Source organism: Geomicrobium sp. JCM 19038 (genome assembly GCF_000698125.1).
GTDB lineage: Bacteria > Bacillota > Bacilli > Bacillales > Marinococcaceae > Geomicrobium_A.
Genome location: NZ_BAXA01000001.1, coordinates 1 through 23,214, shown reverse-complemented (window position 1 = coordinate 23,214; position 23,214 = coordinate 1). Strand labels below are relative to the sequence as shown.

Annotated in this window: 22 protein-coding genes and 3 pseudogenes; 9 read left to right on the top strand and 16 right to left on the bottom strand. The window is 41.3% G+C overall.

Annotated features, from left to right (window positions below; genetic code table 11):
• Nucleotides 1-95: 95 nt before the first annotated feature.
• The 4 genes from hemG (JCM19038_RS24115) to hemE are packed head-to-tail and all read right to left on the bottom strand — an operon-like array spanning nt 96 to nt 3,445.
• Complete coding sequence (hemG, locus tag JCM19038_RS24115; RefSeq protein ID WP_081831496.1) at nt 96-521, bottom strand: protoporphyrinogen oxidase; 426 nt, start codon at nt 519-521, stop codon at nt 96-98.
• Nucleotides 485-1,480: a protoporphyrinogen oxidase gene (gene hemG / locus JCM19038_RS00115; protein ID WP_052360842.1), complete on the bottom strand. Its 996-nt coding sequence runs from the start codon at nt 1,478-1,480 to the stop codon at nt 485-487. The genes hemG (JCM19038_RS24115) and hemG (JCM19038_RS00115) overlap by 37 nt, the downstream gene beginning before the upstream one ends.
• Before the next feature lies 1 nt (nt 1,481).
• Nucleotides 1,482-2,411 (bottom strand): ferrochelatase, encoded by a 930-nt coding sequence (gene hemH / locus JCM19038_RS00110; protein ID WP_042413347.1) that lies wholly within the window; start codon nt 2,409-2,411, stop codon nt 1,482-1,484.
• Nucleotides 2,411-3,445, bottom strand: coding sequence for a uroporphyrinogen decarboxylase (gene hemE, locus JCM19038_RS00105; protein WP_042413345.1), 1,035 nt, complete (start codon nt 3,443-3,445; stop codon nt 2,411-2,413). The genes hemH and hemE overlap by 1 nt, the downstream gene beginning before the upstream one ends.
• Before the next feature lie 265 nt (nt 3,446-3,710).
• On the opposite strand from hemE, the gene JCM19038_RS00100 reads away from it, so the two are divergent.
• The 3 genes and pseudogenes from JCM19038_RS00100 (at nt 3,711) to JCM19038_RS00090 (ending at nt 7,085) form a co-directional block, all read left to right on the top strand.
• A complete protein-coding gene (locus JCM19038_RS00100; protein WP_042413342.1) occupies nt 3,711-4,727 on the top strand; it encodes a methyl-accepting chemotaxis protein in 1,017 nt (338 codons plus the stop codon).
• A gap of 11 nt (nt 4,728-4,738) precedes the next feature.
• A pseudogene (locus JCM19038_RS00095) lies at nt 4,739-5,395 on the top strand (methyl-accepting chemotaxis protein); the annotation flags it as partial.
• A 7-nt stretch (nt 5,396-5,402) separates the two neighbouring features.
• Nucleotides 5,403-7,085: a methyl-accepting chemotaxis protein gene (locus JCM19038_RS00090; RefSeq protein ID WP_042413337.1), complete on the top strand. Its 1,683-nt coding sequence runs from the start codon at nt 5,403-5,405 to the stop codon at nt 7,083-7,085.
• 155 nt (nt 7,086-7,240) lie between these two features.
• Here the strand turns inward: JCM19038_RS00090 and JCM19038_RS00085 are convergent, their stop codons facing one another.
• Both JCM19038_RS00085 and JCM19038_RS00080 read right to left on the bottom strand, forming a co-directional pair.
• Nucleotides 7,241-9,403: a transglycosylase domain-containing protein gene (locus JCM19038_RS00085; RefSeq protein ID WP_238554228.1), complete on the bottom strand. Its 2,163-nt coding sequence runs from the start codon at nt 9,401-9,403 to the stop codon at nt 7,241-7,243.
• Between the two features lie 134 nt (nt 9,404-9,537).
• Nucleotides 9,538-10,194 carry a LiaF domain-containing protein gene (locus JCM19038_RS00080; protein WP_193745001.1) on the bottom strand — a complete coding sequence of 219 codons (657 nt, stop codon included), beginning with the start codon at nt 10,192-10,194 and terminating at the stop codon, nt 9,538-9,540.
• Between the two features lie 280 nt (nt 10,195-10,474).
• Here JCM19038_RS00080 and JCM19038_RS00075 point away from each other — a divergent pair, with 280 nt between their 5' ends.
• Nucleotides 10,475-11,653, top strand: coding sequence for a M20 family metallopeptidase (locus JCM19038_RS00075; RefSeq protein ID WP_042413333.1), 1,179 nt, complete (start codon nt 10,475-10,477; stop codon nt 11,651-11,653).
• Between the two features lie 134 nt (nt 11,654-11,787).
• Here the strand turns inward: JCM19038_RS00075 and JCM19038_RS00070 are convergent, their stop codons facing one another.
• From JCM19038_RS00070 to JCM19038_RS00060, 3 genes are read right to left on the bottom strand one after another with little or no spacing between them, the layout of a single operon-like run.
• The gene (locus JCM19038_RS00070) at nt 11,788-12,531 is read right to left on the bottom strand and encodes an EcsC family protein (protein ID WP_042413331.1); all 744 of its coding nucleotides are present in this window, start codon (nt 12,529-12,531) and stop codon (nt 11,788-11,790) included.
• 19 nt (nt 12,532-12,550) lie between these two features.
• Entirely contained in the window at nt 12,551-13,783 is a 1,233-nt protein-coding gene (locus tag JCM19038_RS00065) for an ABC transporter permease (protein WP_042413328.1), read from the bottom strand.
• Nucleotides 13,780-14,517, bottom strand: coding sequence for an ABC transporter ATP-binding protein (locus tag JCM19038_RS00060; protein WP_042359414.1), 738 nt, complete (start codon nt 14,515-14,517; stop codon nt 13,780-13,782). The genes JCM19038_RS00065 and JCM19038_RS00060 overlap by 4 nt, the downstream gene beginning before the upstream one ends.
• Before the next feature lie 135 nt (nt 14,518-14,652).
• Between JCM19038_RS00060 and JCM19038_RS00055 the strand changes: the two genes are divergently transcribed.
• The 3 genes from JCM19038_RS00055 to JCM19038_RS00045 all read left to right on the top strand — a co-directional run bounded on the left by JCM19038_RS00055 (nt 14,653) and on the right by JCM19038_RS00045 (nt 16,970).
• Nucleotides 14,653-15,087, top strand: a complete 435-nt coding sequence (locus JCM19038_RS00055) for an HIT family protein (protein ID WP_042413325.1) — start codon at nt 14,653-14,655, stop codon at nt 15,085-15,087.
• A gap of 51 nt (nt 15,088-15,138) precedes the next feature.
• Nucleotides 15,139-16,245, top strand: coding sequence for a 3-phosphoserine/phosphohydroxythreonine transaminase (gene serC, locus JCM19038_RS00050; protein WP_042413323.1), 1,107 nt, complete (start codon nt 15,139-15,141; stop codon nt 16,243-16,245).
• Between the two features lie 164 nt (nt 16,246-16,409).
• The gene (locus JCM19038_RS00045; protein ID WP_042413320.1) at nt 16,410-16,970 is read left to right on the top strand and encodes an HTH-type transcriptional regulator Hpr; all 561 of its coding nucleotides are present in this window, start codon (nt 16,410-16,412) and stop codon (nt 16,968-16,970) included.
• A gap of 16 nt (nt 16,971-16,986) precedes the next feature.
• Here JCM19038_RS00045 and JCM19038_RS00040 read toward each other — a convergent pair whose 3' ends face one another.
• Complete coding sequence (locus JCM19038_RS00040) at nt 16,987-17,529, bottom strand: YpmS family protein (protein ID WP_042413317.1); 543 nt, start codon at nt 17,527-17,529, stop codon at nt 16,987-16,989.
• A gap of 135 nt (nt 17,530-17,664) precedes the next feature.
• Here JCM19038_RS00040 and JCM19038_RS00035 point away from each other — a divergent pair, with 135 nt between their 5' ends.
• Entirely contained in the window at nt 17,665-17,847 is a 183-nt protein-coding gene (locus JCM19038_RS00035; protein WP_042413314.1) for a hypothetical protein, read from the top strand.
• A 58-nt stretch (nt 17,848-17,905) separates the two neighbouring features.
• Here the strand turns inward: JCM19038_RS00035 and JCM19038_RS21440 are convergent, their stop codons facing one another.
• On the bottom strand, nt 17,906-18,013 hold the full coding sequence (locus JCM19038_RS21440; RefSeq protein ID WP_081831493.1) for a YjcZ family sporulation protein: 108 nt from the start codon (nt 18,011-18,013) through the stop codon (nt 17,906-17,908).
• Between the two features lie 307 nt (nt 18,014-18,320).
• Between JCM19038_RS21440 and JCM19038_RS00030 the strand changes: the two genes are divergently transcribed.
• Nucleotides 18,321-19,244: a peptidylprolyl isomerase gene (locus JCM19038_RS00030; RefSeq protein ID WP_052360841.1), complete on the top strand. Its 924-nt coding sequence runs from the start codon at nt 18,321-18,323 to the stop codon at nt 19,242-19,244.
• A 37-nt stretch (nt 19,245-19,281) separates the two neighbouring features.
• On the opposite strand, the gene JCM19038_RS00025 is transcribed toward JCM19038_RS00030, so the two are convergent.
• The 5 genes and pseudogenes from JCM19038_RS00025 to JCM19038_RS00005 form a co-directional block, all read right to left on the bottom strand.
• The gene (locus JCM19038_RS00025; protein ID WP_042359411.1) at nt 19,282-19,554 is read right to left on the bottom strand and encodes a sporulation YhaL family protein; all 273 of its coding nucleotides are present in this window, start codon (nt 19,552-19,554) and stop codon (nt 19,282-19,284) included.
• A gap of 126 nt (nt 19,555-19,680) precedes the next feature.
• Nucleotides 19,681-20,618 (bottom strand): annotated as a pseudogene (gene yhaM, locus JCM19038_RS00020) (3'-5' exoribonuclease YhaM).
• A gap of 39 nt (nt 20,619-20,657) precedes the next feature.
• Nucleotides 20,658-22,001, bottom strand: coding sequence for a HAMP domain-containing sensor histidine kinase (locus tag JCM19038_RS00015; protein ID WP_042413309.1), 1,344 nt, complete (start codon nt 21,999-22,001; stop codon nt 20,658-20,660).
• Nucleotides 21,998-22,677, bottom strand: a pseudogene (locus JCM19038_RS00010) (response regulator transcription factor). Before JCM19038_RS00010 ends, JCM19038_RS00015 begins: the two are co-directional and overlap by 4 nt.
• Before the next feature lie 142 nt (nt 22,678-22,819).
• On the bottom strand, nt 22,820-23,104 hold the full coding sequence (locus JCM19038_RS00005) for a hypothetical protein (RefSeq protein WP_152549286.1): 285 nt from the start codon (nt 23,102-23,104) through the stop codon (nt 22,820-22,822).
• Nucleotides 23,105-23,214: the final 110 nt, after the last annotated feature.

The following is a 23,214-nucleotide window of genomic DNA, read 5'->3' as shown; positions in this document are numbered from 1 at the left end:
CGTTACCGCACTGGGGGACAGTCCCCCAGCACGTTAAAGCGTCGGGGGACTGTCCCCTCTGCCAATGAAAAAAGGAGGGCTATGAGACAGCCCACCTACTGTTTGTCATTATTTTTCTCTTGATTTACGATTTGATTCGCCGCATTTGTCCCTTGTCGTACGCAATCAGGCAAACCGACACCATCGTACGAAGCGCCCGCTAAAAGCACGTAGGGATACGTGCCATTAACTGCTTCTCTCCACTGTTGTACTCGGTGTTTATGACCGACTGTATACGTTGGCATTGCTTCTTGCCACCGTTCAACATCATACCACAGAGGTGAGCCATTAATCTTGAGCATCTTGCTCAAACCTTCAATTACGTGTTCAACGATAACGTCATCGTTCTCGTTAACAATTTCCTCTTGCCCTGGTCGCCCGACAAACGATCGAAGTAAGACGTGTCCATCAGGTACAGACGTCGGCCATTTCTTATCAACAAACGTCACTGCTTTGATGACGGTGTCGTTCCCTTTTGGCACGAGAAATCCAGTACCATCTGCCGTTCACTTACATCACTCTCACGAAACGCGAGTGCAACAGTTGCAACGGATGTGCCTCGTAGACGCTCTAACCGCTCTGAAAGCCCGTCTTCAACAAATGTAAGAGCTGCGATCGGTTGCGGAACTGTCATAATAACTGCATCCACAATCTGTACATGACCGTTCTCAAAACTGAGTCGATGTTGATTGCCATCACGCTCAATTGAAACGAGCTTATGATCTTTATGAATCGACGCTTGATCTAGCTTCGCTTCTAACGCTTCTATGACCGTAATAAGCCCGTTTTTAAATGTGCGGAACTGTCCAGTATTCGTCCCCGTTGCAGGTTGTTTCTTCTGAATTGCTTCACTCGCTTTTATTAAGCTTCGATGCTTTGTTGCAAGTGCTTTAAATTGAGGCAATGTAGATTCAAGACTTAATTCATTTAAAGAACCTGCATAAATCCCTGAAAGCAAAGGTTCTAACAAGCGGTCAACCATCTCATCACCGAAACGATAACGAAACAACTGCCCTGCCGCTACATCTTCATCCAACTTTTCTTTTGGCTTAACAAGATCCAATGACGCTCGCATCTTGCCTTTAGTTGAAAGTAACGAAGTCGAAAGCAACGGCTTTAAACTTGAAGGGATCCCCATTGAAGACGGCTTTGGAATTGGATGCAACTCTTCGTTATACAAAATAAATGCTTGTCCTGTTTCATTTGTGACGAGCTGATCTTCAATGCCTAATTCAGACACGAGCGCCATTAATTCGGGCTTCCGAGCGAGAAATGAGTCCGCTCCTCGCTCAACGACAAAATCCTCTCGATGATAAGACCGGATCTTCCCACCGAGCATCTGACTTGCTTCAAAAAGTTCAGCATCAACTTCAGGATGTTTGCTCAACTCATAAAGGGCGGAGAGCCCCGTGATCCCTCCGCCGATAATCGCTACTTTCATCTTAGCGACTGTATTCCAATTGTTTTAATACCGCATCAGCAAGTCCGTCAATAAACAACGATTTAGCATTTGGCATTGGTGGTCGCTCGTAATTCACTTGGAGATCATCAGTGACAACTTTGCACTCATAATCATTGTCATAAAGAACTTCCAAATGATCAGCGACAAAACCTAGTGGGCAATAAACAAACGTTTCATAACCACGGGCTTCATATAAATCACGTGTTAAATCTTGAACATCTGGCCCCAACCATTTGTCGGCAGTGTTGCCTTCACTTTGCCAGCCAATTTCATAGTTCTTTACGTCAGCAGCTTCTGCAACAAGACGACTCGTTTCTCGCAATTGATCAACGTAAGGATCGTTATTCGCAAGAATTTTCTCCGGTAGGCTATGAGCAGAGAAAATGACGACAGAGTTATCACGACCAACACGATCGAGCGTTTCCTTTAATTGATCAGACCAATATTTTATGAATTTAGGCTCCGTATACCAGCTTTCAACGGCATGAATCGTCGGTCCATCAATTTCTTCAGATTTCTTTACCGCTCGTCCATTGTATGACTTCACACTAAACGTCGAATAGTGTGGCGCCAAAACAATGCTAACAGCCTCTTCAATGCCGTCTTTTTTCATGCTCTCAACGGCATCTTCAATAAATGGATCAATGTGCTTCAATCCAAGATACGCTTTGTATTCAATGTCTGTTTCTCTTTCATTCAAACGATCTTCGAGCGCTTGCATTTGCTCATTTGTAATACGAGCGAGAGGAGAAACACCACCAATCGCTTCATAGCGATCAGTCAAATCTTGCAATGCTTCGTCTGATGGTTTTCTTCCGTGTCGAATGTGTGTGTAGTATGGTTCGATTTCGTCTTGGCTTCTAGGTGTACCGTAAGCCATAACGAGTAAACCGATCGTTTTCTTGCTCATTATTGATTCCTCCCGCTGTATTCGTGAACAAATTGCGTTAAACGTCTTAACGTATCCGGTGAAATTGAAGGCGTAACACCATGACCGAGATTAAAAATAAAGCTCGGGTCATTTTCCGTTTCATCAAGTATTTTCTTCGCCCGCGCTTCAATTGTATCCCACGGAGCTAATAAAATAGCCGGATCTAAGTTTCCTTGCAACGTCTTTTGGATGCCCATCTCTCTCGCTTCTGTTACAGAAGTACGCCAATCTAGACCAATAACGTCAACGTCTAAGTCATTCCATTCCTTAAGCAAGTGTCTCGTTCCTACACCGAACGTAATGAGTGGAATGTCTTCTTTTTTAAGCTCTGAGAAGATTTTCGCCATCGTTGGCTTTACAAATGTACGGTAATCACTTGCGCTTAACGTACCTACCCAAGAATCAAAGATTTGGAACGCTTGAGCGCCTGCCGCAATTTGTGCTTTCGCATACGTAATCGTAAGGTCACTAAGCTTATCCATAAGAAGATCCCATTCTTCTTTGCTTCCATACATCATTGCTTTCGTGTTTTCATACGATTTCGATGGACCGCCTTCAATCATGTAACTTGCCATCGTAAATGGTGCACCAGCAAACGTAATCAACGGTACATCCAATTGCGTTCTAAGCAGTTTAATCGTTTCAATGACGTGTGGCACATCTACACCTGGGTCAAGTGAACCTAATCGTTCAATATCTGCTTTATTTTTAATTGGATTATGAATGACTGGACCAATACCACTTTTGATTTCCACATCAACGCCAATCGCTGGGAGTGGAGTCATAATATCTTTATAAAGAATTGCCGCGTCATTGTTGTACTGGTCAACTGGAAGCTTTGTTACATAAGCGCAAAGCTCAGGGTCTTTTGTAATTCCAAATAATGAGTACTTCTTTTTCAATTCCCGATATTCCGGTTGTGAACGTCCAGCTTGTCTCATGTACCAAACTGGTTTTGTCTTCTCTCCTACACCATTTGCTGCACGAAGAAAACGATCATTAAAAGCTCCCACAAATAAACACTCCTCTAAACAATCCCTTTAAACATTAAATGATTTACCGATAATAGTATTAGTGCTATGTATGCCTATTCCCATAGCATACCCATTCTTACACGTAAACGTACGCCAAAATGAAAGTTTTACGATAGAAAATCAAAGTCCTATACCTTTTTACCATATAGAAGAATGATTGTCTTGTGTAGAACCTTGGTAAAACGTTCATAAAATCGTAGAAGAATGTCACATTTGAAATGAACTAAAAAGGGGGGATTTGGATATGAAAGGGAATGGAACTAGCTTGAAATCAAAAATGTTCCTTGCACTCACGTTTATAATTTTTTGTTTTTTGCTCGGTTTTCTTCTTATCTTTCTCTTAATTCGGCAAATGGATGCACAAGTTGAACAACTTAGTGAATGGAACGATTACGCGTTACAAGCACAAGAAGTCTCTTCCACATTCCAAGAAAAGTACATCTTTATTAACAACATTTACTTGTATGATGAGCCTGACTATTCACGTTTTCATACACTCGATGAGCGCATGGATACAATTTTGCTCAATTTAGAAGCAGCAATTGAAAATGAAGAAGCACAATCGGCGTTAGAACGTTTGCAGTTCTTTAATGAAATGTTTAATACGAGAGTACAGCAGTATGTGACGCTAGAAATTGTACCAAGTTCCAGCACCCTTGATGGCTTCAGCTATTTAAATGCTGAGATGCGTACGTATGCAAGTGAATTAGAAGATTACTTTAACCTTAATGCCGAACGCTCCGAACAAGAAATGCAAGCAGCGATGCAACAAGCCGTGATTGGAAGTTTACTCGTTTTTGTTATTGCTACGAGTATCGGTTCTGTGATCTTCTGGGTCGTTGCACAACGAATCTCGATGATTATTCGTAAAATTTCAAATCGCGCAAGACGTGTAGCAAGTGGTGACTTGTCCCGCGCTGACCTCCCTGTCAAAGGGCGTGATGAATTGTCTCAGCTCGCACAAAACATCAACCTTATGACGAATCAACTTCGATCGATGATTGTTAAGTTATCAGGAGCCAGCCAAACGATTACTTCTTCGTCACAAGAGCTCGTTGCAACGACTACAGATGTCAATTCAGGTGCTGAAACAGTGACATACTCGGTGCAACATATCGCTGAACAACAATCAGAATTGCATGAATCGATCAATCGTTCAAAACAAACATTTACGATAATGGACCAAGAGATTGAACATGCTGCATCGTCACTACAAACAATCGTGACAGACAATGAGCAATCGTATGACCAAGTCTCTTAGGCCAAAAGAAATTACAACAGTCCGTTGACCATATGTTGCACATTAGAACCCAAAACGACCACCACGAAAAAACAATCGTGGAATTAAATCAAGCTGTAGAAGACATTCATCACGTTGTTACCAACATCAAAAATATTTCAAACCAAACGAGTTTGCTTGCATTAAATGCCAACATTGAAGCTTCTCGTGCTGGACGTTCTGGTAGAGGATTTGCTGTCGTTGCTGAAGAAGTCGGTAAACTCGCATTAGAAAGTGAACAAGCAGCGAACCAAATTACGGAAACGATTTCTTCGATGGCACAAAACATTCAATCTTCCACTGTTCAATCGAAAAAAAGTACAGATTTGATTACAGAAGGAACTCACGTCCTTGACGAGTTGGCAACGACTTATGCTCAATTTTTAGAAGCGTTTCAAACCGTACAAGCAAGGTCGCTTACAATTCACCGGTTTGTGACTGCTGTTAAAGAACAAAGTGCTGCCGTCTCAAACGAACTTCATTCCATCCAACAATCATCTGAAGATGCAACCGCAAATAGTACGATGATTGCTGCAACGATTGAACAGCAAACGGCTACGATGGATGCCATCACTTTTGCTTCTAAGGAATTGGCAACAATTGTAGAGGACCTTGAGAAGCTCTTCACACAATTTAAGCTTACATCATAACAAGGGGGTGGAGATTATTCGCTTACGGACGATTCGCTCGAAACTGCTATCCATATTGTTAGTACTCACGTTTTGTTTCCTAATTGGTTTTTTAATTATTTTTGTTTTATTACAAAATGCGTCTTCGAAAACCGATGAAATTGGCTTTTGGAATGACCTGGCACGTGATGCCCAAGAAACAACAACGACGTTTCAACAAAAATACATTATCGTTACAGAACTCACCGAAGGAGAAGATCCAAACTTTAATGAATACATAACGTTATCTGAACAAATGAACGAACTCACTTCCACCCTCTCAGAGCATGTCGATGGCCGAGAAGAAGTTACTTCTGTAAATCGATTAGAAATGCTTAATCAAATGTTTGACACGCGAATGTCTTCTTATATTGAAAGCGGCACGATCCCAAGCGAACAAACGTGGCAAGGATTTGAGTTTTTGAGTTCAGAAATTATGGATCATGCAAACATTTTGGAAGATCATTTTCTCGTACAAGCAGAGCATGCATCAACCGAAAGCTTTGAAAGCATTCACTCCATCGGTGTTGTCGCAATCATTGTTAGTATTGTTGCGACAATGATCGCAGGAAGCATTTTCTATCGGTTTATCACTGGAATGACGTCAAAAATTAATCGACTGTCCACTCGGGCATCGACCATTGCTGCTGGAAATCTTGACGGATCGCCATTGCCTGAAGATGGTAACGATGAATTAGCGAAGCTTTCTGAAGACCTTAATGAAATGAACCGACACTTAGCTGGGACGATGAGCAACATGACGACTGCAAGTCGTTCATTATCATCTTCAAGCCAAGAATTAGCCGCTGCTGTTCAGCAAGTAAACGCCGGTTCAACAGACATCGCGAGTTCGGTGCAAGAAATCTCCGACGTGCAAACGTCGCTTAACGAACATATTCAGCAGTCCAATACTCGGTTTACTACGGTTCACGACGACTTACAAAACACGTATACCGAGGTGCAACACGTTTTACAAACGAATGATGAATCGAACAATAAAGTTGCGGTCGGCAAAGAAAACTTAGAACGATCACTTCAAAAAATGCAAGCCATTAAAAATCAACACGAACAAACTGAAAAGACGATCCAACTTGCAAAACAATCTTCAGACCAAGTAATTACAATTATTAATCACATTTACGATGTAAATAGCCAAACGAGGCTACTATCATTAAATGCAAACATTGAATCGGCTCGAACGAAACAGAGTGGCGAAGGATTTTTAGTGGTAGCGAAGCAAATCCGTGACCTTGCTGATGAAAGTGAACGATCTTCGAAATCAATTAGCAAGACATTAAAAGAAATGAACGACAAAATCGACAATACGATCACTCAAACGACAATTAGTAAAAAGCAGATTGATGAAGGCCAAGAAACGTTACTTGACTTATCTGACACGTTTAATCGCATTGAACATACGATTCAATCAACGAAAGAAATGGCTGCCAATATTGAAAAGTTAATTAGAGAGTTACAAACGAGCAGCACGAATGTTCTTACTGAGCTTATAACGATTCAGTCAAAATCTGAGTCAACGATGACGAACGGCCAATCCATTTCACACACGATTCAAGAACAAGCGTCTACGGTTGAATCTATTACGATCACAGCTGACGAGTTACAAAAAGTCTCAATCGACATTGATGATCAATTGCAGCAGTACCGCTCATAATGAGCATGCAAAAGCATAGGAGTTGTACTAATTACACTAATTACACCTACTACACGCTGAGGTAGCCTCCGTGACAATTCTGAGCACACAATCATTAAGTGAACGTACCTCCAACACAAAACCCGTATCCATGAAAAGGATACGGGTCTCTTTAATTAAAACAGTGACATAAATTGAACACCCACAATATTAGACGGTTCACCTTCTTGACCGGTTTGTGGATTGTAAGGAACGACCATATAGTCATTTAAAGAAAACACATTGGCACGGTTCACCGTGTACGTTCCCTTTCCAGTGACTTCTCCGACCTTACTTGCTTCTCCACCTTTAACTTCATAAATGTTGTAAACGAGACGATCATCTTCAGCTGCTGTCCACCGTAGTTCAACATTTAAAAACCCTTCTCCTTCTAACGTTAGTTCCGCATCTAAATCATCGACTTGCGCTAATTGTACCGGTGATTCAAGATCTTGTACCCCATCTGGTTTCATAAACGCAACGCCTTGTTCAGTGACTGGCTCAGTATTTACTAACTGCTTAAATAGTCTCGTAGGGTATGCACTGCCTTCTTGCAAATGTTGCTCTTCTGTTGTGCTGTCATAACCCATCCACAAAGCACCCGTGTATTGCGGTGTGTAACCGACAAACCATGCATCACGATTGGCTCCTTCTACACCTTCAAAGTTCGTTGTCCCCGTTTTCCCTGCAAGTGCATGGTTCGTCTCACCCGGTCGGCCTGTCCCTTCTTCTACAGCACCTTCTAACATCCGCGTCATGTACCATGCATTCTGCTCACTAAGCAGCCGTTGTTGCTCAATTGCAGGTTCAATTAAGTTGTTTCCAGACTTCGTTCTAATTGAAGTAATAAAATAGGGATCTGACTTCACACCACCGTTAGCAAATGACGTATACGCAGTTGCCATATCTAATGGAGTCACGCCTTCAGACATGCCACCAAGAGCAACAGATAAACCCTCGTCTTTAAACGGCGTCACAGCTTCGTTTGCCCATTCAAGACCTTGATCAATGCCCATTTCATTTAAGAGCCACACAGCTGACGTGTTTGTTGATTGCACGATCGCATCTCGCATCGTAATGTTCCCTTGATATTCATTCGTTACGTTACTCGGGCTATAATCCCCGTACTCGAGCTTCTCGTCTTTAAGCATTGAATATGGTTTGTAATCGCCACTCTCAAGCGCAGGTGCAAAAACTGATAAAGGCTTAAATGATGATCCAGGTTGTCGCTTAATCGTCGTACGGTTTAAACCTTTACGAACGTAATCCCGTCCACCTTGTACGGCTTTTACAGCACCAGTGTCATTATCTAGCAATACATAGGACGCTTGTACTTGCTCACTCTCACCAGGAAAGTTGTCGTTCTCTTGAAAAGCTTCATATGCCGCCATTTGTACATCTTTATGAATCGGTACTTCAATTCGGTACCCACCTGTTAGTATTTGTTGTTCTGATATGCTGTGCTTTTCAATGCTTTCTGTAATGAGCATATCCACATACGTAAACCAAGCCGGGTGCATGTCAGGTTCTGTGTGTAAATCGGTTTGAATAGCGGTTTGAGCCGCCGCTTCTCTCGTTTCGCTATTAATGTAACCATGTCGTTCCATGAGCGCAAGTACCGTCCCTCGACGCTTTTCTGCTCGTTCAACATCGGATGCTGGAGAATAGTTATACGGCGCTTTAGGAATTGCTGCAAGCAGCGCCCCTTCAGCAATTGTTAAGTCTTTTGCGTTTTTTCCAAAGTATTGTTCAGACGCTCGCTCTATTCCATATACTCCGTGTCCGAAATAAATTTGATTCAAGTACATCTCAAGTAGCGTATCTTTTGAAAACTGTCGCTCAAGATTCATACTGATTAAGACTTCTTTCGTTTTTCTCATGAGCGTTTTTTCATTTTCTAAGTAGACATTCTTCGCAAGTTGCTGGGTAATTGTACTCCCACCTTCTACTGCTGCACCCGCTAGAATATCTCGATAAAGCGCTCGTCCAATCGCTATAAAATCCACCCCTTGATGATCGTAAAAGCGATGATCTTCCACAGAGATAAAGGCATGTTGAACATGCTCAGGAATTTCATCGATGGACACATTCTCACGATCTTCAATATATAGTCGAGCAATTTGATCCCCTTGCTCATCTACTACGGTCGTTGTTTGCGCAAAATTCAACTTGTCTTCATCCGTTAATAAGTTGCCCGCTATTAACGCACTCGCATAACTTCCGAACGCTAATACGAATGTTGATAAAACCGCAACGATACTTATAAAAACGTATTTATTCATTTTTTTTGATTTCATCATTCGCTTCCTCCAGTACACGTAAAACAGGGAGCCATTTACTAGTTAAACGCTACATGCTTACCCTATTATAGTACAATAAACTTGGCAAAATCATGTAAACTGGTGGGGGAGACCTCAAATTTTGTAGAATAAAGCTAGAAAAGTCCTGCGCTTTTTTTCTCTTTTTCAAGCTTTAATCGAGAGCTTCCGAGAACGTTAATGAGCTTAATATGAATATGCCCTAAAGACGCTTGCTCCGTACCAAAGCGTAACGTCTTTTGTTTAAACATCCCCTCAAGTGATCGATTAAATGCACGGGTCGACCCCATTACAATATTCGATTCAACTTCAATTGACCAATCGCGTGGAACGATAATCCGTACGTCACCGAACGTATTTAAGATAGATAGCTCCAAATGATCATGCTGAAGGTCCGCACGTGTAAGATCTAAATGTAGCGTTCCAAAAATCACGTTGAAGTTCGTCTCATCACCTAACGTAAAGGCTTGTTTTTTATATTTTTCTTCATCAAAAATAATCCATTGTTGATTCGGAATTTGTTCAATGTTGTTATCAAATGACTCAGGGCTTGCCTGACTGAATTTAGCTGATTCATTTAGATCAACCTTCTCGCCTGCTGATAACCGGTCCACATCAATTTCTTCTGTATTTGCTTTGAAAAGGCGCACACCAACAATGTACAGAAGCGGTGTGAACAATAACAGAAATGATGGAATCGGCACCCAGGGGCTAGTCGCAAGCCCTGCAGCCAACACACCGAAAAGATATGCACTCATCGGTTCCTTACTCATTAACAACCACGTAAAAATCATGGCGCTAATAAGTGGTACTATAAATCCAACGCTGTTATACCTAATAAGGTTACATTCAAAAAAATACTACTAAACAAAATCATTACGAACACGATGTGTAACGCCCATTTTGTCGTCATGTCTTACCTCCGTATGAGTTGCTACTATAGTTACGTAACAACGCTCATTTAAGTTTCAGATTTATTATAATATTGCGCTTCAGACATTGCTAATTTTTTTACTATGTTACAATAGACAAATACTTAAGGAGGAATACACGATGCAAGATAAACTGTTCCAATTGTTAGACAGGCATTTTGACGAAATGGTCGAAATTCGTAGACATCTTCATGAAAATCCAGAAGTTTCATTTCATGAAACGAACACTGCTAAATACATTGCAGATTATCATAAAAAATTAGGAAATGAAGTTCAGGAACATGTCGGTGGCAACGGCGTTGTGGCGAAAATTAGCGGCAAAAATCCTGGTCCTGTCGTTGCCCTCCGTGCCGATTTCGATGCGCTCCCAATCCAAGATCAAAAAGACGTACCTTATAAATCAAAAGTGGATGGAGTCATGCATGCTTGTGGTCACGACGGTCACACGGCGACATTGCTCGTTTTAGCAAAAGCGCTAAGGCAAGTCGAAGATGAGCTTCACGGAACAGTCGTTTTCCTGCACCAACATGCTGAAGAGTTATCACCTGGTGGTGCTGCACCGATGATTAAAGACGGAGCCTTAGATGGTGTCGATGTTGTATTTGGAACGCATTTATGGTCACAAGATCCCCTCGGTACAGTTCAACATTGTAGCGGTCCTTTTATGGCATCTGCTGACCATTTTACGATCAAAGTAAACGGGAAAGGCGGTCACGGTGCTCTTCCACATACGACAAAAGATGCCGTTGTCATCGGTTCACAAATCGTAAATAACATCCAAACGATCGTCGCCAGACGTGTAAACCCTCTCTACTCTGCAGTGGTTTCGATTGGCAAGTTCATTGCTGACAACCCGTACAACGTCATTGCAGATTCAGTCGAGATGGTCGGAACCGTTCGTACATTCCAAGAAGATGTTCGCAATCAAATAGAACAAGATATCTTTGAAATAGCTGAAAACACAGCAAAAGCTTACGGTGCAACTGTTGAATATGACTATGGCAGAGGGTATCCTCCTGTCTTTAACCATGCAGTAGAGACGAACTACATCGCGAAGATCGCTTCTGGCATTACAGATGTCAATGGCGTACATGAACGAGAACCAGTACTTGCAAGTGAAGATTTCTCTTACTACTTACAAAAAACGAAAGGTTCATTTTTCTTCACCGGTGCAGCATTTATGGACGGAAGAAACAATGCGCCTCATCATCATCCCCTCTTTGACTTCGATGAGCGGGCGATGCTCGTCGCAGCAAAGACACTCGCAAAAGCAGCAATTGATTATTATAAAGAATCATAATGAAAAGGCAGTCCAAATGGACTGCCTTTCTTTCTTGACCCCGGCAAGCTCTCCTCTATGTTGGGATTAGCCAAACGAAACATGCAAATGCCAAAATGAAAAAGCCCTGATTTTTAGAGCCAGAGCCTTCCTCTTTATTGTTTCAATTGGTCTTGAAACCAGCGAATGCGGTAACAGTATTGTGCAGCTTCTCCAAGTTGAATGAGTAGTTGATAATTAATCGTTGCACCGACAAACAATCCGAACCCTGGGATGAGCTGCAATGTCTTTGGTACATCGATGAAATCTCGATATTCCAGTTGGAACGTTACCCAGTCAATCGCTTGGTCAATCGTTAGCTCTTCTCCGAACTCGTCAATAAACGTCTGCCATTGCTCCATTCTCGCCAGCGTTTCTCGTTGTGTCTTGCGGCTTGAGAAGGCCATTTGAAAAACGTTTAGCACAAACAAACGTTCATCGACATGCTTCGGATCATAACCATATATCTGAGCGGTTGTGAATAGAAAGCGCATTTTTATGGCAAGCAACATTGGGAAGTCACTCATGCCAAGGAGTATGCCTCCAGCACCTGTGCCCGCTCCTTCCAAGCTTGCAGTTCTTCGGTACGAAACAATTGCTTTTTGTAAAGCTTCGTCTCTTTGTTCTAATGACATGTGTTGTAACGGTTCTTTCTTTTGGACGTATTCACTCGTATTCATCGTCGTATCAATCATCTGCCGTATTGCATTCCCGATCGTCACGTGTACTTTGTCAGGAACGTACCCGTTCATTTTTGATTGAAATGACTTTGTCCAATCTTTGACCATCGATGGGTTTTTTGCCAGTTTGCGTTTCCAAGCATTTAGCTCCATAAGAGCTTCCTTTTCATATGCTTCCATTACAACGTCCTCCCCAACATTAAGATAACGCGCGTAGTGATTGTTTAAACCATTTAGGAAGTTGAACTTTAACATAAGCAATGACCATTAAAAGCATCATAAACAATGCAATCATACTATAGAAGATCGACCAAGATGTGATGAACGTAATGATTGTAAACCATATCGATTGAATGACCATGACATTGCGAACGAGCGACTGAACCGATTGTTGCCTCACTTGTTCAGGAACTGGATATAGTTCAGGCCAAACCATCGTCTTATGATGGTGGTAAATCGTCACTAGTTGTGAACCTGTAATGTACGTGAACAATATCGCAATAACGACAGCTAGTCCTTGAAGGTCTTCTGGTGTTGCGTAAATTAACAGCGCTCCTACAATGGCTAACCGAATCATAATACCGAAATAATCACCAGAACGTGCAAACGTTTTACCGTACAAAAATACGTACGTATTGCTTCGCTTTGTCACTAAGCGATTCCATTGATTCGAGAGGATGCTCCGTCTTCTTACTCTTGCCTTAATGTGTGGCACATCAACGAAAGCATTCGCAAACGTGTAAAACGAGTTTAGCCGTTCTTCTTCTAATGAAATTAACTGATCCCATTTCAAACGGTATTTCTCGTGTAACGGTCGATAATATCCGAATAAGAGTAGAATCATGACCACCCCTACAGCAAGCACGAACAACCATTCAAGCATAAACACGAAAAACACAAATACGAGGTTTACCGCGAATCGCAGCCATCGCAACTTCCACTGTTGAGAAACGTACTGATACCTTAGCTCCGACCAATAGGCAAACACATTCCATCCTTTCGCTGCAATTAGAATAAGAAATGTAATGAGTAATTGATTAAATTCACCAATTCGGTCGGTATAAAGGGGTCCGAGTAAAAACAACACGAGCGCAAGCACGATGCTTTGCATAAACCAACTATAACGGAGAGCGCTTTGTAAATAATGATTCATCTTCGCTTCCATAGGTAGCAAGTAAACGAGATCGCCCGTTTGGAAAAACGTCCGCACGGACGTCTTCGTCAACATAAAAGCAAACAAGACAGCTAGAACTTGTACGACTGGAAATGTGCTTGGAAGCCAGTCCAAAAACGAATTATAGTAAATGCCGATGATGAGTACGATCCCACCGATGGCAACCATTAAACCGCTATTTGCCATGAGCGTTATGTAGCGTCTACTCACTGACCAAAACTCTCTAGCCCTCTCTTGCCACAATTGATCAATACTCATCGATCATCTTCCTTTGTCATTTCAACATAAATCTCATCAAGACCTGCGTTTGGCATATTGGCTTGCGTGCGAAGTTCAGCAAGCGTCCCTTTTAAGTAAACTGTGCCGTGGTGTAACAATACGAAACGATCACAATACTTTTCTGCCGTAGTCAAAATGTGAGTAGACATCAAAATGCCCGCACCACTATTTTTCATTTCGACCATTTGATCGAGTAGTGACTGGATTCCGACAGGATCAAGTCCGAGAAATGGCTCATCAACAACGTAAAGCTCTGGTTTCACTAAAAACGCACACATGATCATGACTTTTTGGCGCATCCCTTTCGAGAAGTTGCTCGGAAACCAGTGTTTCATTTTTGCCATTCGGTATGTTTTCAATAGTGATTCGGCTCGCTCTTCCCAATCGGTAAGATCATATGCCATCGCTGTTAAGCGAAGGTGTTCCCATAACGTTAGTTCATCATATAAAATCGGGGTTTCAGGAATAAAGCTCATCGCTTGACGGTACGTATCTAAATCATCTGCAATCGTCTTCCCATTTAGCGTAATGGCTCCATCTGTCGGCTCTAACAATCCTAAAATGTGCTTGATCGTCGTACTTTTCCCCGCGCCATTCAAGCCAATGAGACCGACAATCTCACCGCGCTCAACGCCAAACTCAACCTTCTTAATGACAGGCTTATTCGGATTATAGCCGCCGGAAACGCTTTGAACGTGTAGTAGTTGTGTCATTGTGTCCCTCCATATCTTGCCAATATGTTTATTGTACCCTTAACCTTCAAAATTGAAAACGGATGTAAGTTTTGAAGTGTGAATTAACGTCAGATTTGCTATAGTAGACTTACAAGTAGTAAAGGAGGACTCACATTGTCTGCACACGAAGAAAACTGTGTATTTTGTAAAATCATTGCAGGAGACATTCCATCAACAAAAGTATACGAAGATGAAAACTGTGTGGCATTTTTTGATATTAGCCAAGTAACGAAAGGTCACACGCTCCTTATTCCAAAAACTCACGAAGAAAACATCTTCGAGTTACAAGAAGAAACGGCTGCAGCACTCATGAAAAACGCACCTAAAATTGCCAGAGCTTTAAAAGAACAATTTGGCAGCGTTGGCATGAACCTCGTCAACAATAATGGTGAAGCTGCCTCTCAAACGGTATTTCACTATCACCTTCATTTCATCCCACGTTACGGTGATGATGAAATTTATTCGAACTGGGATCAAAATCAAGGTGACAAATTAAGCACAGACGACATGCAAAAAATCGCAGCGCAATTACAAACACGACTGGCGTAATTGATTAAGAAGGGTGACCACCCTTCTTAACTCAATGGAAGGAGAATGAATATGCCTAGCGAAAGAATACATAATTTCAATGCTGGACCTGCCGCTCTACCTGCATCGGTTTTACGAGTGGCTCAAGATGAGCTACTGAATTATAAACAAACAGGCATGTCTATTATGGAACATAGCCATCGCGGGAACAGTTACGAGCAAGTGCATGAAGAAGCAAAGACGCTTATTAAAGAGCTTATGAACATTGACGATCGTTATGAAGTTCTTTTTTTACAAGGTGGTGCTAGTCATCAGTTTGCGATGATTCCATACAACTTCTTAAAGCGTGGCACGAGAGCAAACTACGTTTTAACCGGTTCATGGTCAGAGAAAGCTAAAAAAGAAGCAAATTATATCGGGCAAACGTACAGCGGTGCTTCGTCTAAAGCCGATCATTACACTTACATTCCAGCTTTTGATACGATTAAAACGAGTAAAGATGACGCTTATATTCATTTGACGTCTAATAATACGATATACGGAACAGCCTGGACAGATTATGAGCCTCTTAAAGAGTGGAATGCTCCAGTTTTTGCAGATATGAGTAGTGACATCTTCAGTCGTCCAATTCCGGTTGATCATTTTGACTTGATTTACGCAGGAGCTCAAAAAAACCTTGGACCGTCTGGTGTTACGGTTGTAATCGTTAAACGCGACTTAGTCGAGCGCTTTGCAGAACATGCGGAACAACTCCCAGCGATTATGCGTTATCAAACACATATAGAAGGAAACTCGTTATATAACACCCCTCCGACGTTTGCGATCTACATGATGAAAACGGTATTAACTTGGATCAAAGATCAAGGTGGCCTTGAAGATATGAAACGTCGCAACGAACAGAAAGCTGCGCTTCTTTATCATGCGATTGACGAGAGCAACGGGTTTTATAAAGGACATAGCGACAACGCGTCTCGTTCATTAATGAACGTCACATGGACGTTACCGACTGAAGAGTTAACAAAGCAATTTTTGACAGAAGCTTCTGAAAAGCTCTTTAGCGGATTAAATGGGCACCGCTCTGTAGGAGGAGTAAGAGCTTCGATTTACAACGCTGTCCCTCTGGAATCTTGTGAAGTTTTACAAAGTTTCATGGACGAATTTGCGAAAAAGCACCGATAAAACAGAAATGTCTAAAGAAAACCACAATGAATTTTAAAGACATTGTGGTTTTCTCTTCCATTTTAAATACTTTTTACCTATACTAAAGCTAAGACATCTTTTTACAATATTTATAAAAACTTCTGAATCGTGTAGTGAAATGACACAAATTGTGGAGGACTGTTATGGACCAGGCTAGAAAAGATTGGGAACAATCGCTTGCTTTTAAGCATCGTCTTGCGTATTTGAGCAAAGCACTTTGGAAGTCAGTTGAGAAAGACTGGCAACGATGGCTACAACCCCACGGGTTAAACATTAATGAACATCAAATTCTTTGGATTACTTATCAATTCGGGTCACCAGTATTATCTGAAATTGCTAAATATGGAGTAATGCACGTTTCAACAGCGTACAATTTTTCAAAAAAGTTAGAAGAAAGAAACTTAATTGTTATGGGGAAGCAAGAAGAAGACCGTAGGCATACTTATGTTCAATTAACTGAACAAGGCAAGTCTCTGTTCTTAAAGACGATGGAATCCTTTTCATCTGAATCGCATGATACGCTCCAAAGCACACTTCCACTGAAGAGTTTATACGGGAAATACCCGGAGTTCTCTGAAGTGGCTACTGTTGTCCGCCATATTTACGGTGAAGATTTCACAGATCAATTTAACACACTTACACTTGAAGAAGAGCCTGCGCCTCTCGTATCAGCAAACTCTTCTCCACGCGTAGCGCCTCAATAATCATTGAGGCGTTTTTTTAATAATTGCCTCGAATCGTAATTTGACCGTCTTGAAACGATTCAGCTTGTATTACTAGATCGTTGTCTAATTCAATCTCTGTAAGACGAACATCAATAACACCTTCGTTAGCATCTACATAAATCCAGTCTGGGAAGTCAGCCGCCTCATCGACGAGCCCAAGAACTGTACTTGCTGGTAACGATAATGCACCAACTGAAAAGCCATCTTCTATTAAACGGATATTGCCGTTCTCCGTTATTTCTGGGATAAATTGAACTTGAATGTCCACATTCATACCGAGTACTTCATAGGTGCTTCGTAAACGTAATTGACCTTCCTCGCTATCCAAGGTAAATGGTTCATCAAACTCTGATTCAATGTAACGATTCACCCGCTCTAAATCTGTTTCCACGGTGAATAAAGGTACAAGTCCATCTTCAATCTGTCGTTCTTCTGGAATCGCTTGCTGGTCGGAAGATGATGTAAGTAGTAAAACGACAACAAGGAAGCCTCCGATGATGATTGCAAGTAACGCAAAAAAGGCAATCTTCCATTTCATGTATGTGCACCTCATTTCATTGAATTACCCCTTACTTTACACGATTCATGGCAACGAGTCGAAAAAATTGTATCGCTATCTTTTTTCCTTAAATTTTGGTACAGTTGTTGAAGATAAGGGTTTGGAGGTCTATGGATGGAAGTCATTTTATTTATCTTTTTTGCTGCGGGTTATTTGCTCGTCATTAATTCTATGACGAATGCCATGGTCGTTCAAAAAGAAATTGCAGAAGAAAAAATTCCGAGCATATTTACGACCATTAACGTATTAATTATTATTTTACTAGCCTCTACGTATGTAAGGTTACTGATTATTTAATATGTACGAAAAAAAGGAAGGGATTTTGGATCCCCTCCTTTTTTTAGTATAACGGCAATTAGCAGCCGCCGTATCCTCCCCAAGATGCACCGATGATAATAAGAAGGATGAAAAGAACCACTACTAATGCAAATCCTCCGCCGTAACCATATCCACCGTAACTCATGATCAAATCTCCCCTTCTAGAAGTATATTGGTCTGAACAGGACAAAATCTTGAGTGAAACGACGTTGTCTTTGTGTCTGTTTCTCTCTCCCATTCTTAAGCTATCTTATGTAGAAGTGGCGAGTTGGATTGGGCGATATACCTAGAAAAGCATTTTTTCTTATTCTTCTTTATGGTATAGTTATGGTTGTCTTGAGAAATCTTACCTGTATATTCATGCTTACGCTACTTAGAATCGCTGGGGGGCGTCTTGTAGCCTAAGAACATAGATCTAATTATGGATGATTACACATGAGGGAGTGTTTGTTTTGAAGAAGAAACACCTTATGGTTGCACTAGGGATGACATTAGTGCTTGCCGCATGCAATAACGACGATGAGCAAAACAACGCTACAGACGTTGATGAAAGTGCCGAAATCGCATCAATTAATGATGAGACGATTACAGAAGGTGAATTCGTTGCCTACATGAAAAATGAATTTGGTGAGATGGCCTTTAATCAAATGATACAAAGTTACGTCTTTAACCAAGCTGCTGATGAACTCGGTATTTCTGAAGAAGAAATTCAAGCAGAATTAGATGATGTAAAAGAACAGTTCGGTGTGGAAAGCGAAGAAGATCTCTTGGAAATGTTGCAAATGCAACAAGTACCTGTAAGTGATCTTGATCAACTTAAAGAAGACTTTATTATTCCGCAAGTTGTCATTGATGAACTTCGTTTCCAAGACGTTGAGATTAGCGAAGAAGATCTAGAAGCATATTATGAAGAAAATCAGGACAGCCTCCACCAAGTGGAAGCTCGTCATATTCTCGTTGAAGATGAAGAAACAGCTGAAGATGTCATTGCTGAGCTTGAGAGCGGTACAGACTTTGAAGCAGCTGTAGAAGAATACTCTGAGGATACAAATAGCATTCCAGCAGGCGGAAACGTTGGTTTCTTCCCACGTGAAGATGTTATGGAAGAGAACTTCTCTGAAACAGCTTTCGAACTTGAAGTTGGTGAAATTAGTGAGCCGGTTGAATCGAGCCTCGATTACGGATATCACATTATTGAAGTACTAGATCGTCATGACTCATTTGAAGACGTTCGTGAAGATATTGAAGCGATCCTCAACGAACAAGAAGCAAGAAGTCCAAATGAAGTTGTTGAAGAGCTTATGAATGAAGCTGACATTAACATTTTAGAAGACGAATATGAAGACTGGTTCCAGCTACCTGAGCCAATGATGTAAGTACAAAGACCACGACGAGTCGTCGTGGTCTTTTTTTTTAATGATTATGTTCCATCCTACGTTTCTTTTCATCTTCCATTCTTCGAATATACACGCGTCCTTCTTGTTCAATCCATTCATCGGATACTTTCTTCTCTTCTAATGTTGATTTTATCCACATGTATCCAGATGCGACCGCTGCCAATACGACGACAAATACCCACCAAGGTAATGATGTTACTGCTGTATCAGCAGTAAATCGTTGTACGATTGCAAGTACGACAAACAAGCCCGCTAACGTTAATAACATTCGTTTTGAACGAATTTGCATAAGTCCACCCCTTAACACTTGTCCAAGTCTTTACTAATAAAACTATGTAGGAGGACAGTTTCTTATGACAACCAAATTACATAACTAAAAAGCGATCCGAGCAACGAACTGCCCAGATCGCTTTTCTTACATTGATTTCGGTCGATAAAAGGTACGGTTCTCAAGTGGCATAATGCGTTCACTAAACGTTCCAGGTTCAACCTTTTGTAGAGCTCGGTCCATCATGTTCATCTTCGCATCTAAATTATCAATGTAGTGAATGATTTCCGCCTCACGAAGTAGTGGTGGTTTCGGACTTCCCCATTCCCCTTTTCCATGATGACTAAGAACGATATGTTCTAAGAGCATCACTTCTTCGCCTTCAATCCCAAGCTCGTTTGCTGCTTGATGGATCTCTGAAGCGATAATAGAGATATGCCCAATGAGCTTCCCTTCAATCGTGTATTCCGTATCAATTGGTCCCGATAGCTCACGCACTTTTCCAAGGTCATGTAAAATAATCCCAGCATATAATAGATCCGTATTTAACGACGGGTACAAATTAGAAATTGATTTTGCCAAATGTAACATGCTTACGACATGATAAGCAAGTCCTGACATAAATTCATGATGGTTACGCGTTGCTGCTGGTGCTTCCATAAATTCTTCTTGATATTTTTTGACGAGGTGGCGTGTTAGCCTTTGCACATTGGCATTTTGAATATCAAAGATATATTGATTAATCGTCTCTTGCATATCTCTTTTTTGTAACGGTGCGCTTTGCACAAGGTCTTCTAAATTCACTTGGTCGCTTTCATTCGCTGGGCGAATGCTTCCAATTTTAAGTTGCAAGCGTCCTCGATAATCAAACACTTCTCCTTGAACGAGCACAACGGTTTTGCTACATACTTTGATTCATCTTCTTGAGAGACACCCCAAAGCTTTGCTTCAATCTCACCTGTATCGTCTGAAAGTCTAAGCGTTAAAAACGCTTTTCCGTTACTTGCAATTCCGCGAACCGATTGCCTAATGAGCATATAACGCTCAATTTTATCTCCAACTTTTGCATAAAAGATACCTTTCATCGTCAGTGACAGAGCCAAAAACTCTGTGCTCCTCCTCTCCTACTCATGATCAGGGATTGTCATTTGAAATGATACTCTACCTTTATTATTGTCAACATGATGTTCCCCATGATGCAGTTCAACGATTTGCTTCACAATTGCAAGCCCCAAACCGTATTGACCTTTATTCCCTTTTCTAAATGGATCAAAAATCTCATGTCGTTCATCTTCAGGAATAGGCTCTCCATCATTCTCAACATACAGTGTAACATGGTGCAACGACTGCTTGGCACTAATCCAAATACCAGTTTCTGCATACCTCATCGCATTTTCGATGAGGTTCTCGAGTAGAATTTGTATTTGCTCTAAATCACCATGGAATTGTATTTCTGCTCCTTGGATGACAAAGGAAAGGTCTGGACGTTGGATTCGATATCGTTCCTCTAGACGATAAGCCAATTCACCAAATGATATTCGTTCACGGTTGATCGTCTCGGTTTTCATCGCCCCAAGCTTCGTAAAGTAAAGCATATCCTTTACACGCTTATCCATCCGATTTGCTTCTTGCAAAATTACGTCCATCGATTCCTCAACTGTATTCTTCGGTAAAATCCCATCTTTCACAGATTGGGCATACGTTTTCACGACCATAATTGGCGTTTTAAGCTCGTGTGAAGCGTGTTGAATAAACGTCTTCTGAGCTTTATCATGACGGATCAAATTCTGTCTCATTAATTCAAATTGGTCCGATAGCTTCTGAAAATCTTCATCGCCTTTCCAATGAAAAGGCTCTTTCCAATTTCGTTTTGCAATTTGCTCAAAATGATTACCTAACAGTCGCAAAGGTTTGCGCAAATATCGTGTTAGCCAAATGGCTGGTAACAAGGTGAACGCTGTTGTTAAAATCAACAAGTAAACAAAGTTCCCCCATAAACTGTTAATTAAGCTATCACGATAAGAATCCCACATGAACGAAATAAGATAATTCTCGTTATCTTCGCTATCGAATTGTTTAATCACATAAAACAATGTGTTGCCTTCAAACGTTAGCTCATACCGCTCAGTATCACCTTCTTGAGAGACCGCATTGTTAATAATCGTGTCAATCGCATCAGGCGGAATGGCATGTAACGTTAACGGCCGAACGACAGAATCCTCAATAAGTAAATGTCCTGTTTCACGAAGCTCCGGATCAATAAATGCACTTTCTTCATCAATTTCAACGAACTGACCACTAAACGGATTAATTTGGCGATTCTGTGCTTGTTCAATGATTCGATATGTTTCTTCCGTTAACGTTCCTTGAATGTACATCGGATAAATTACAGCCATTGAAACGGCAACGAGAATGAGCAAAGCTGCAAATGACAGCCAAATCCTTCTCGTTAAATTCATGCGAATCATGAGGAAAGAATCCTATACCCAAAACCATACAATGTTTCCAAATGAATGCGCGGCATCTTTTTGCGTACACGTCTGACAACATCATCCACAGCACGTTCAGAGCCGAAGTAATTTTCTCCCCATACTTCTTCAATAATATCTTCACGCGATAACGCTTTTCCAACTTGTTCAGTTAGAAGGAGAATAAGATCCATCTCCTTTGTAGTTAAATCAACCGGTTGCTCTGGTTGATGATTATCCGTAACTGTACGTGCCTCAGCGTCGATCGTGTAATCGTTAAGCTCAATCTTCTTGCTCTCTTCGGATTCTTGTCCGTAAGTACGAGTTAACAATTTTTTCGCTCGTATGATTAACTCTTGAGGCAAAAACGGCTTTGAGATATAGTCGTCACTTCCCATTTCAAGCCCTAACACCCGGTCGAGGTCTTGATCTCTTGCAGAGATAAAAATGACTGGAATATCGCCTTGCTTCTCACGAATGTTCTTTAAGATTTGATAACCGTCTGTACCTGGTAACATAATATCAAGTACCAGAGATGAGGGGTTTCTTCGACAGCTTCGTTCGCTTTATCCCCATCGTGGAATAGTTGGACAGTCCAACCTTCTCTTTCCATATAGGCTTTCAGTGCCTCTGATAAATTCTGTTCATCTTCAACGAGAAATACGGTATAACTCATGGATTGCCACCCACTTCTGTACTCAATTTTTAAATTAGACGAGCAATTAACGTTCATATTGCTTCCTATCCATTTCAATTATCGCCTTTTATAGCTGTAAAAACAAGAAAGAACTGTCAAATGACAGTTCTCAGTTAACATACTAAAAGATTAAAGACAAAGCTGCAAGACCTGCTAAAGGAAGCGCGATTCTACGAAAGCGTCCTCCCCCATAATAAGGTCCTGGACCGTATCCATATCCAAAACCTGGTCCAAAGCCACCAAAAATTCTCGCATCTTGTTGATGGGATCCTTCTGGAGTGAAACGCATATTTTCATGAGCATGTGCCGGATAATGCTCATTCATCCACTTTTGCATCGACTCATTGCTTTGAGATTGGTGACCTTGATTCATGTGATGGTTGTGCTCATCATGTTCCATGTACATGATTGTGTCCTTGATGATGATGGTCTTGACCTCCATGATGGTGGCCTCCGTGGTGATGACCTTGGCCTCCATGATGGTGGTGGCCTCCGTCGGTGATGCCTTGACCTCCA

What these genes read in the sequence shown, in the direction of transcription:
- JCM19038_RS00025 (WP_042359411.1), bottom strand. Translation starts at nt 19,554, where the DNA reads ATGCAAATTCGTTCAAAACGAATGTTATTAACGTTAGCGGGCTTGTTT.
- JCM19038_RS21440 (WP_081831493.1), bottom strand. Translation starts at nt 18,013, where the DNA reads ATGAGTTACGGTGGATATGGTTACGGCGGAGGATTTGCATTAGTAGTG.
- JCM19038_RS00065 (WP_042413328.1), bottom strand. Translation starts at nt 13,783, where the DNA reads ATGAGTATTGATCAATTGTGGCAAGAGAGGGCTAGAGAGTTTTGGTCA.
- JCM19038_RS00075 (WP_042413333.1), top strand. Translation starts at nt 10,475, where the DNA reads ATGCAAGATAAACTGTTCCAATTGTTAGACAGGCATTTTGACGAAATG.
- JCM19038_RS00040 (WP_042413317.1), bottom strand. Translation starts at nt 17,529, where the DNA reads ATGAAATGGAAGATTGCCTTTTTTGCGTTACTTGCAATCATCATCGGA.
- JCM19038_RS00070 (WP_042413331.1), bottom strand. Translation starts at nt 12,531, where the DNA reads ATGGAAGCATATGAAAAGGAAGCTCTTATGGAGCTAAATGCTTGGAAA.
- hemH (WP_042413347.1), bottom strand. Translation starts at nt 2,411, where the DNA reads ATGAGCAAGAAAACGATCGGTTTACTCGTTATGGCTTACGGTACACCT.
- JCM19038_RS00045 (WP_042413320.1), top strand. Translation starts at nt 16,410, where the DNA reads ATGGACCAGGCTAGAAAAGATTGGGAACAATCGCTTGCTTTTAAGCAT.
- JCM19038_RS00035 (WP_042413314.1), top strand. Translation starts at nt 17,665, where the DNA reads ATGGAAGTCATTTTATTTATCTTTTTTGCTGCGGGTTATTTGCTCGTC.
- serC (WP_042413323.1), top strand. Translation starts at nt 15,139, where the DNA reads ATGCCTAGCGAAAGAATACATAATTTCAATGCTGGACCTGCCGCTCTA.
- JCM19038_RS00100 (WP_042413342.1), top strand. Translation starts at nt 3,711, where the DNA reads ATGAAAGGGAATGGAACTAGCTTGAAATCAAAAATGTTCCTTGCACTC.
- JCM19038_RS00080 (WP_193745001.1), bottom strand. Translation starts at nt 10,194, where the DNA reads ATGAGTAAGGAACCGATGAGTGCATATCTTTTCGGTGTGTTGGCTGCA.
- JCM19038_RS00085 (WP_238554228.1), bottom strand. Translation starts at nt 9,403, where the DNA reads ATGATGAAATCAAAAAAAATGAATAAATACGTTTTTATAAGTATCGTT.
- JCM19038_RS00005 (WP_152549286.1), bottom strand. Translation starts at nt 23,104, where the DNA reads ATGTACATGGAACATGATGAGCACAACCATCACATGAATCAAGGTCAC.
- hemG (WP_052360842.1), bottom strand. Translation starts at nt 1,480, where the DNA reads ATGAAAGTAGCGATTATCGGCGGAGGGATCACGGGGCTCTCCGCCCTT.
- JCM19038_RS00060 (WP_042359414.1), bottom strand. Translation starts at nt 14,517, where the DNA reads ATGACACAACTACTACACGTTCAAAGCGTTTCCGGCGGCTATAATCCG.
- JCM19038_RS00015 (WP_042413309.1), bottom strand. Translation starts at nt 22,001, where the DNA reads ATGATTCGCATGAATTTAACGAGAAGGATTTGGCTGTCATTTGCAGCT.